Source organism: Pseudomonas protegens (assembly GCF_003732485.1).
Taxonomy (GTDB): Bacteria; Pseudomonadota; Gammaproteobacteria; order Pseudomonadales; family Pseudomonadaceae; genus Aquipseudomonas; species Aquipseudomonas protegens_B.
This window is the reverse complement of record NZ_MOAK01000081.1, coordinates 417,181-426,123: the sequence shown is the minus strand read 5'-3', so window position 1 is coordinate 426,123 and position 8,943 is coordinate 417,181. Positions and strand designations below refer to the sequence as shown.

At 63.4% G+C, this 8,943-nt stretch carries 10 protein-coding genes; 5 read left to right on the top strand and 5 right to left on the bottom strand.

What is annotated here, in order from left to right; translation table 11 throughout:
- The 4 genes from BLX41_RS36235 to BLX41_RS25725 form a co-directional block, all read right to left on the bottom strand.
- A partial coding sequence (locus BLX41_RS36235; protein ID WP_259745170.1) for an aminopeptidase P family N-terminal domain-containing protein occupies window positions 1-801 on the bottom strand: 801 nt, incomplete at its 3' end.
- Between the two features lie 55 nt (window positions 802-856).
- Entirely contained in the window at window positions 857-2,026 is a 1,170-nt protein-coding gene (locus BLX41_RS25735; RefSeq protein ID WP_123727149.1) for a cysteine desulfurase family protein, read from the bottom strand.
- Between the two features lie 209 nt (window positions 2,027-2,235).
- Window positions 2,236-2,850, bottom strand: coding sequence for a LysE family translocator (locus BLX41_RS25730; RefSeq protein WP_123727148.1), 615 nt, complete (start codon window positions 2,848-2,850; stop codon window positions 2,236-2,238).
- A 103-nt stretch (window positions 2,851-2,953) separates the two neighbouring features.
- Window positions 2,954-3,214, bottom strand: coding sequence for a hypothetical protein (locus BLX41_RS25725; RefSeq protein ID WP_123727166.1), 261 nt, complete (start codon window positions 3,212-3,214; stop codon window positions 2,954-2,956).
- A gap of 399 nt (window positions 3,215-3,613) precedes the next feature.
- On the opposite strand from BLX41_RS25725, the gene msuE reads away from it, so the two are divergent.
- From msuE to BLX41_RS25705, 4 genes are all read left to right on the top strand, one after another.
- Window positions 3,614-4,177 (top strand): FMN reductase, encoded by a 564-nt coding sequence (msuE, locus tag BLX41_RS25720; RefSeq protein ID WP_102860977.1) that lies wholly within the window; start codon window positions 3,614-3,616, stop codon window positions 4,175-4,177.
- A 9-nt stretch (window positions 4,178-4,186) separates the two neighbouring features.
- Window positions 4,187-5,326: an FMNH2-dependent alkanesulfonate monooxygenase gene (gene ssuD, locus BLX41_RS25715; RefSeq protein ID WP_123727147.1), complete on the top strand. Its 1,140-nt coding sequence runs from the start codon at window positions 4,187-4,189 to the stop codon at window positions 5,324-5,326.
- 130 nt (window positions 5,327-5,456) lie between these two features.
- The gene (locus BLX41_RS25710; protein ID WP_123727146.1) at window positions 5,457-6,644 is read left to right on the top strand and encodes an acyl-CoA dehydrogenase family protein; all 1,188 of its coding nucleotides are present in this window, start codon (window positions 5,457-5,459) and stop codon (window positions 6,642-6,644) included.
- A 24-nt stretch (window positions 6,645-6,668) separates the two neighbouring features.
- Window positions 6,669-7,769, top strand: a complete 1,101-nt coding sequence (locus BLX41_RS25705) for a sigma-54 interaction domain-containing protein (RefSeq protein ID WP_123727145.1) — start codon at window positions 6,669-6,671, stop codon at window positions 7,767-7,769.
- Here the strand turns inward: BLX41_RS25705 and BLX41_RS25700 are convergent.
- On the bottom strand, window positions 7,766-8,128 hold the full coding sequence (locus tag BLX41_RS25700; protein WP_123727144.1) for an antibiotic biosynthesis monooxygenase: 363 nt from the start codon (window positions 8,126-8,128) through the stop codon (window positions 7,766-7,768). The genes BLX41_RS25705 and BLX41_RS25700 overlap by 4 nt on opposite strands.
- Before the next feature lie 108 nt (window positions 8,129-8,236).
- Between BLX41_RS25700 and soxR the strand changes: the two genes are divergently transcribed.
- Window positions 8,237-8,710 (top strand): redox-sensitive transcriptional activator SoxR, encoded by a 474-nt coding sequence (soxR, locus tag BLX41_RS25695; RefSeq protein WP_123727143.1) that lies wholly within the window; start codon window positions 8,237-8,239, stop codon window positions 8,708-8,710.
- The last annotated feature ends 233 nt before the right edge of the window (window positions 8,711-8,943 follow it).

Sequence of the window (8,943 nt, the reverse complement as noted above, 5' to 3'; positions counted from 1 at the left end):
CTGCAGCGCCGCCGCCACTTCCGAATAGTCCCGCAGGCTCACGCCGTCCGCCTCCAGCACCCCACGCAGCTGGTCATCGACCTTGCTCAAGGCCACGAACAAAGTGGCCTGCTGCTGGCTGATCAGGGCGAAGGACACAAACACCGGGTTGAACGAAACATCCGCCCCCCGCAGGTTGAACAGCCAGGCGATATCGTCGAGGGTGGCAATGAAATGCCAATCCGCGCCCCGCTCCTTCAGGGTTTCCCGCAGCTTGCCGAGCTTCTCCACCCGGCTCTGCGTCGCCTGTGGCGGCAAGTGTTGATAGACCGGCTGATCCGGCAACGCGGGACGATCACTCCACACCTCCTGAAGCAGATCGATGTCGGTCCGCAGACGAGCCCCACGTTCCTGCAACTTGGCGCCCAAGGTGCGGGCCGAGGCCACAGCCATCACCGCGCCATCCACCGCCACCACCGCGCCTTGCGGAGTCTGCTCCGCTAGCCAGTCCAGGGGGCCGGGCTGGCCCGGCTGCAACTTCACCAGTTCGATACCACTGCCCTTGAGCTCCTTGCTGGCCTGTTCCCAGTAACGGCTGTCGGCCCAGACCCCGGCGAAATCCGCGGTCACGATCAGCGTGCCCACCGAGCCATGGAAGCCCGACAGCCACTGACGTCCCTGCCAGTAACCCGGCAGGTATTCCGACAGATGCGGGTCGGCAGACGGCACCAGCAAGGCATGAATGCCCTCGCGGCTCATCAACTGACGGACGTGCGCCAAGCGCTGGGGGACCACTCCCTGGGTCGAAGGCTGGGTACTCATTGTGTCTCCTTAACCGGCTTATTCATTGTTATGGAAGGTCGAGATCACTCGACCCTCAAGACTGGGCTCCGGCCCAGAACGCCGGAGCGGTGGCGCATGACGCCTTGATCAACTGTGCGGCGCGATCCACATCCTCTTCGGTGGTGAAACGCCCGAGGCTCAAGCGAATGGTGCGAGCGGCCTGCGACGCATCGTGCCCCAGGGCCAGCAGTACATGGGAAGGCGCATTGCTCGCCGAGTTGCAGGCCGAGGTCGCGGAAAACGCCAGGGACGCACTCAGTGCAGCAGAATCGAAGCCCCCCTCGCTGAAAGTCAGGCTCAAGGTATGGGGAATGCGCTGGCCGGCACTGCCATTCAAGCGCAGGCCGGCGATGCCCGCCAGTTGCTCCAGCAAACGCTGGCGCAGACGGACGATGGCCGCGGTTTCTTCCTCGAACAGCTCACCCGCCAGGGCAAAGGCCGCGCCCATGGCGGCGATCTGGTGGGTGGCCAGGGTCCCGGAGCGCAATCCGCCTTCGTGACCGCCACCATGAATCTGCGCCAGCAGCCGCTGCTGCGCCCGCGGCCCGACATACAGCGCGCCAATGCCCTTGGGGCCATACAACTTGTGGGCAGAGAACGACATCAGATCCACCGGCCAGTGCTCAAGATCGATGGCCACCTTGCCGGCTCCCTGGGCCGCGTCCACATGCAGCAGCGCGCCTCGCGCACGCACCACCTGGCTAATCGCCGGGATGTCGTTGAGGGTGCCCAGTTCGTTGTTGACCAGCATCAACGACACCAGAAAAGTGTCGTCGCGCAAGGCTTCACTGACCGCCTGGGCCGTGATCAACCCGTCCGCATCCGGCACCAGATAGGTCACTGCCACGCCGGCTTCCTGCAGCTGGCGGGCGGTGTCGAGCACCGCCTTGTGTTCGATCTGGCTGGTGATGATGTGCCCACCGCTCAGGCCCCGGGCCTGCATCACGCCCTTGAGCGCCAGGTTGTTGGACTCGGTGGCCCCGGAGGTCCAGACAATTTGCTCCGGCTGCGCCCCCACCAACTGGGCGACTTGCTGCCGGGCGCGTTCGACACTGCGCCGCGCCTCCTGGCCAAAAGCATGGGAACTGGACGCCGGGTTGCCGAAATTGGCGTTAAAACCCAGACACTCCAGCATCACCTGGATGACCCGCTCATCCACCGGCGTGGTGGCGGCGTAGTCGAAATAAAGAGGACGTTTGTTCATGACTGAAGACCCGCAGAGCTTGTTCCAGGATCGGCATTGGCTCAGAGAAGATGACGCACAAACGCGCCGTACAAGAACGGCGCGTCAAAGCAGGCACTCAGCAATACGCGATCGGATGCAGTTAAAGAAGAACCACTTCGTTTAAAAGTGCGTAGGAACGCTCCTGGGACGCAGCTTAACAGGCTCGGGGCAACGCGTTGAAGCGCCACTTAACTGATGTTTTCCAGCAGCAAGGGCGCCAGGGAAATCACCAGCAATCCGGCCATTCCCAGATTGAACAGGCGCAGCCAGCGAGGATTGCGCAGCACATTGCGCAACAGGCTGCCGCACGCGGCCCAAAGGCTGACCGTAGGAGCATTGATCAAGGCGAACACCGCCGCGATCACCAGCACATTGGTGAAGTAGCCCTGCAACGGGGTGTACGTGCTGATAGCCCCCACCGCCATCACCCAAGCCTTGGGATTGACCCACTGAAACGCCGCAGCCCCCCAATACCCCAAAGGTTGCCCCTGGCCCTGTTGCTCCTCGGACAGGGGCCCGGAACGGGCGATCTTCCACGCCAGGTACAGCAGGTACGCCGCTCCGACATATCGCAGCACGCTGTACAGCAACGGATAGGCCTCGAACACCGCCCCCAGGCCCAGACCAACCGCCAGCACCAGAACGAAAAAACCGCAGCTGATGCCCAGGATATGAGGAATGGAACGGTTGAAGCCGAAGTTCACCCCCGAGGCCAGCAACAGGGTGTTGTTAGGGCCGGGCGTGATGGAAGTGACCAAGGCAAACAGGGCGAACGCCAACAGCAGGTCAACGGAAAGGGTCATGAATACAAGGTCCTGGACAAGGTCGATCAGGCTTCGACCCTAACTCAGGGCCTGTCTGAAACCCACGGACAGTTGCGCAAAACTTCAACCAGTACAGTTTTTATCAACTGGCCGGATGGTGCCGATTGATATTGCGTTGGGCGCTCATCTCGCCCTGGCTATCGAACGCCGCGGGACGGCCAAGCAGCTCGGCCTTTTTCTGCTGGTATTCATCGAACGACAGGCCGCGGCGACTCAAGGCTTCCAGTGCCAGTTCGCGGGTTTCCTCGGCCGTGTAGGGACGCAGCTCAGGAGTGCCCGGGCTGGCACAGCCGGCCAGCACACTAAAAACCAACATCGACAGAACAACGGAGGAAGCCTTCATGGCGAGCACCTGGAGCGGGTTGCGAACAATGAACAAAGGCTACTCCCGCCCAGGCACCGGCAAAAATCATCCAGCTCGATAGTCGCTATCGACTGTTCCAAGGTCTTGGCAGTCGCGGCTTATATTCCATAAAGACCTATAAATATGGAAACAAGCTCTTTTGAGGAATAACAACAAGCCTTTATAACAACGGCATTGCGTTGCCCAACTGTTGCCCCGGCAACTGTTCGCCAGGCAACAGTCGATCAACAAAACAGTGCCTGCGCAACAGCAGCCAATCTGCTCCGGATCACCCACAAGCCCCGTAATACAAGGCTTCTACGGGTTGGTACAGCTCTTGCTCCCGATCCAGGACACCTGCCATTGCTCGCAGAGCCACTGTTTAAAAAGGAACCGATCATGTCCCGTCCCTTGAACGTCGTTGCCCTCTCCGGTGGAACCTGGCGCCCGTCCCGCACCCTGGTGCTGACCCAGGCCCTGCTGGACGAACTGTCCGGGCACCTGCCAATCAACAGCCACCTCATTGAACTGGGCGATATTGCCCGTCCGCTAGGCGCAGCCCTGTCGCGCCAGGAACTGCCGGCCGAGGTCGAGGCCGAGCTCCAGGCCATCGAAAACGCCGACCTGTTGATCGTTGCCGCCCCGGTCTATCGCGGCTCCTACCCCGGGCTACTCAAGCACCTGTTCGACCTCATCGACCTGAACGCCCTGATCGATACCCCGGTGCTGCTGGCCGCAACCGGAGGCAGCGAACGCCACGCCCTGGTGCTGGATCACCAGTTGCGTCCGCTGTTCAGTTTCTTCCAGGCCCTGACCCTGCCGATTGGCGTGTACGCCACCGAAGCCGACTTCAGCCATTACCAGATCACCAGCGAACTGTTGAAAGCCCGCATCCAGCTGGCCGCCGAACGGGCCGCGCCGCTGTTTGGCGCCCACCCGAAAAACCTGCTGAAAATCGCTTAAGGACCTGTCATGGATGTGTTCTGGTTTCTTCCGACCCACGGCGACGGCCACTTCCTGGGCACTGCCCAGGGCGCCCGCCCGGTCACCCTCAACTACCTCAAGCAAGTGGCCCAGGCTGCGGACAGCCTGGGCTACCACGGCGTGCTGATTCCCACCGGGCGCTCCTGCGAAGACTCCTGGGTCATCGCCTCGGCCCTGGTGCCGCTGACCGAGCGCCTGCGCTATCTGGTGGCGATTCGTCCGGGGATCATCTCCCCCACTGTTTCCGCGCGCATGGCCGCAACCCTGGACCGACTGTCCAACGGCCGCCTGCTGATCAATGTGGTCACCGGTGGCGACCCGGACGAAAACCGTGGCGACGGCAGCTTCCTCAGCCACAGCGAACGCTACGAAGTGACTGACGAATTCCTGCAGATCTGGCGCCGGGTGCTGCAAGGCGAAGCCGTGGACTTCGAGGGCAAGCACCTGCATGTGCAGAACGCCAAGGCCCTGTATCCACCGGTGCAGAAACCCTATCCCCCGCTGTACTTCGGCGGCTCCTCCGAGGCCGCCCACGAATTGGCCGCCGATCAGGTGGATGTCTACCTGACCTGGGGCGAGCCTCCTGCGGCGGTGGCCCAAAAGCTGGCCGACGTGCGCGAACGCGCCGCGCGCAAGGGCCGCACCCTGAAGTTCGGCATTCGCCTGCACGTGATCGTCCGCGAAACCGAGGACGAAGCCTGGAAAGCCGCGGACAAACTGATCGAACACATCAGTGACGAAACCATCGCCGCCGCCCAGCAATCCTTCTCGCGCTTCGACTCCGAAGGTCAGCGGCGCATGGCCGCCTTGCACGGCGGTCGCCGTGATCAGTTGCAGATCGCCCCCAACCTCTGGGCCGGGGTCGGCCTGGTGCGTGGCGGTGCCGGCACCGCCCTGGTGGGCAACCCGCAACAGGTTGCGGAGCGCATCAAGGAATATGCGGACCTGGGCATCGAGAGCTTTATCTTCTCCGGCTACCCGCATCTGGAAGAGGCCTATCGCTTCGCCGAACTGGTATTCCCACTGCTACCGGAACCCTATGCCAGCCTGGCCGGCCGCGGCGTCACCAACCTGACCGGGCCGTTCGGCGAAATGATCGCCAACGACGTGTTGCCCAATCGCTCCTGAACCCCTGTCGCTGTAGGAGCCGGCTTGCCGGCGAAGGCGATCTTCCGGCCCTCTTCGCTGGCAAGCCAGCGCCTACAGCTCGCAGCACCTTTTCCCGGCTGCCACAACGGCCACGAACGAGGAACACCGCGTGACTGCCAAACCGCAAAGCGCCCTGTTGTCCCCCTTGCAGACCGCTCGCCAACTGGCCGCCGAGTTTGCCCTCACCGCCGTCGAGCGCGATGAACGTGGCGGCACCCCCAAGGCCGAACGTGATGCCCTGCGCCACAGCGGCCTGCTGGCCCTGAGCATTCCCACCCAGTTCGGCGGACTCGGTGCCCCCTGGAGCGAAACCCTGAACATCGTCCGCGAGTTCGCCAGGGTCGACAGCTCCATCGCCCACGTCTTTGGCTTCCATCACTTGATGCTGGCCACCGTGCGCCTGTTCGCCAAACCTGAGCAATGGCAACCCTGGTTTGAACAGACCGCGCGCAAGAACTGGTTCTGGGGCAACGCCCTCAACCCGTTGGACACCCGCACCCTGGTCAGGAACCTCGGCGGCTGGCGCGAGTTTTCCGGCAAGAAGAGCTTCTGCTCCGGGGCCAGCGATTCGGAAATGCTCATCGCCTCGGCGGTGGATGAAAGCAACGGCGGCAAATTGCTGATCGCCGCCATCCCCAGCGGTCGCAGCGGCATCACCCTGCACAACGACTGGAACAACATGGGCCAGCGCCAGACCGACAGCGGCAGCGCCACCTTTGAACGGGTCAGGGTGGAAGAGTCGGAACTGCTGCTGGACCCGGGTCCGCTGAGCACCCCGTTCGCCTGCCTGCGCCCTTTGATCGCCCAACTGACCTTCACCCACATGTTCCTCGGCATTGCCGAAGGCGCCTTCGAGGAAGCCCGGCAATACACCCTGAGCGAGACTCGGGTCTGGCATAAGTCCAGCGCCCAGGATGTGCGCCAGGACCCTTACATCCTCAGCCACTACGGCGAATTCTGGGTGGCCCTGGAAGGCATCCGCCTACTGGTGGAGCGGGCCGCCGGGCTGCTGGACCAGGCGTGGGCCAAAGGCCCCGGCCTCAGCGCCGAGGAGCGCGGACACCTGGCCACCGCCATCGCTACCGCCAAGGTTGCCGCCAGCCGCCAGGGCCTGGAGCTGTGCAGTCGCCTGTTCGAAGTCACCGGTGCGCGCTCGACCCACGCCTCCCTGCGCCTGGACCGCCATTGGCGCAACCTGCGCACCCAGACCCTGCACGACCCGCTGGATTACAAGCTCCACGAACTGGGTGACTGGGCACTGAACCAGTCCCTGCCGACCCCGACTTTCTACTCCTAGCCTTATTGTTCACGGAGAGTGCCGATGCAGCTTCTGACCCTACCGCCTTCGCCCGCCCTGGCGACCTCGATCCGCGCCACCGCCCAGGTGTTCGAGGACCCGAAATCCCAGGCCCTGCTGGCGCACCTGCAACAGGTGGCACCCAGTGAAGCCAGCGTGCTGATCATCGGTGAAACCGGGACCGGCAAGGAACTGGTGGCACGCCACATCCACAACCTCAGCGCCCGGCGCAACCGGCCGTTCGTGGCGGTGAACTGCGGCGCCTTCTCCGAATCCCTGGTAGAGGCCGAACTGTTCGGCCATGAAAAAGGCGCCTTTACCGGCGCCCTCAGCGCCAAGGCCGGCTGGTTCGAGGAGGCCGACGGCGGCACCCTGTTCCTCGACGAGATCGGCGATTTGCCCATGGCCATCCAGGTCAAGCTGCTGCGGGTACTGCAGGAACGTGAAGTGGTACGCCTGGGCTCGCGCAAAAGCATTCCCATCGACGTGCGGGTCCTGGCCGCCACCAACGTGCAACTGGAAAAGGCCATCAATGCCGGGCACTTTCGCGAGGACCTGTATTACCGCCTGGACGTGGTCAGCCTGGAGCTGAGTCCGCTGCGCGAACGCCCCGGCGACATCCTGCCCCTGACCCGGCATTTCATCGAGGCCTACAGCCAGCGTCTGGGTTACGGCAGCATCAGCATCAGCAAAGAGGCCGAACACAAACTCAAGAGCTACAGCTGGCCGGGCAACATCCGCGAACTGGAAAACGTCATCCACCACACCCTGTTGATCTGCCGCAACGGCGTGATCGAGCGCGATGACCTGCGCCTGTCGAACATGCGCATCGAACGTGCCGACGACAGCCATCCCAGCCACGACGACTCCGCCGAGGCGCTGCTGGACCGCGCCTTCCAGAAACTCTTCGCCGAGCAGGCCGGCGCCTTGCATGAAAAGGTCGAGGACGCTCTGCTGCGCGCGGCCTACCGCTTCAGCCACTACAACCAGGTACACACCGCCAACCTGCTGGGCCTGAGCCGCAACGTCACCCGCACCCGGCTGATCAAGATCGGCGAACTGGCGGTCAACAAGCGGCGCCCGGTGGGCGCCCACAGCGAACGCACCCTGCAGCTGTCGATCTAGAGCAGGTTGCAGTGCAAGGCATTGTCCTGGCTGCGGGCAATACTGCTCAGCACCTGGAACGAGCCGAAGGTCACGGTCCTGGCCTGATGGGCCAGGATCAATTGCCAGAAATCCTGCTCGCCGCTCTCGAAACTCTCGAAGGCCGCCTCGCCGGCTTCCCGGGATTGCCATTGCAGGTAATTGAGCACCCGCCGACCGTCGTCGCTGGCCTGCACGCTGGCACTGAGAAAGCCGCCATAGCCCTGGGCCAGGCGCTCGGTCTGCGCGGACAAGGCCGACACCAGGGCCTCCTGCTGGTGCGGTTCGATCTCGAACTGGATCAATTGGGTAAAGCTGCGGTTTCTCTCAAATGCGGCCATGAACTGCTCCCTACGGCGGTCGGACAGAATCTTGCGATTGAATGCGCTGCAGGGTAATACCTCTAGTTAAGTCAAGGTCAAGCCTGTTTTTCATCCTGGTGCCCTTTAATGATCGAACCCGACGCCCTCCACAAAGAACTGACGGTTGGCCAACTGTCGGCGCGCAGCGGCGTGGCCGTGACCGCCTTGCATTTCTACGAAACCAAGGGGCTGATCAAGAGCAATCGCAACGCGGGCAACCAACGGCGCTACCCGCGCTCGGTGCTGCGTCGCGTGTCCCTGATCAAGGTGGCCCAGCGCCTGGGCATTCCCCTTTCGGAGATTGGCCAGGCCCTGGCCACCCTGCCCGCCGACCGCGCCCCCACTGCCGCAGACTGGCAGCGCCTTTCGGAACAGTGGAGCCGCGAACTGGACGAACGCATCCGCCAACTGAGCCTGCTGCGCGAGCGGCTGAACCAGTGCATTGGCTGTGGCTGCCTGTCCATGGAAGGGTGTCCGCTGCGCAACTATGGAGATGTCCTGGGAGACGCCGGCCCGGGCGCCCGCCTGCTGGAGCCCGACGCCGCCGCCGACAGCCCGTAGTCGGCTTCCCTCGCCGGAACCGGCTTGCCGGCCAAGGCTGACTCTCGGGCCTCTTCGCTGGCAAGCCAGCTCCTACAGCCACATCGCCTTCGTACCCGTAGGAGCCGGCTTGCCGGCGAAGGCGATCTCACGGGCTTTTTCGCTGGCAAGCCAGCTCCTACAGCCACATCGCCTTCATACCCGTAGGAGCCGGCTTGCCGGCGAAGGCGATCTCACCGGCATCTTCCCTCGCA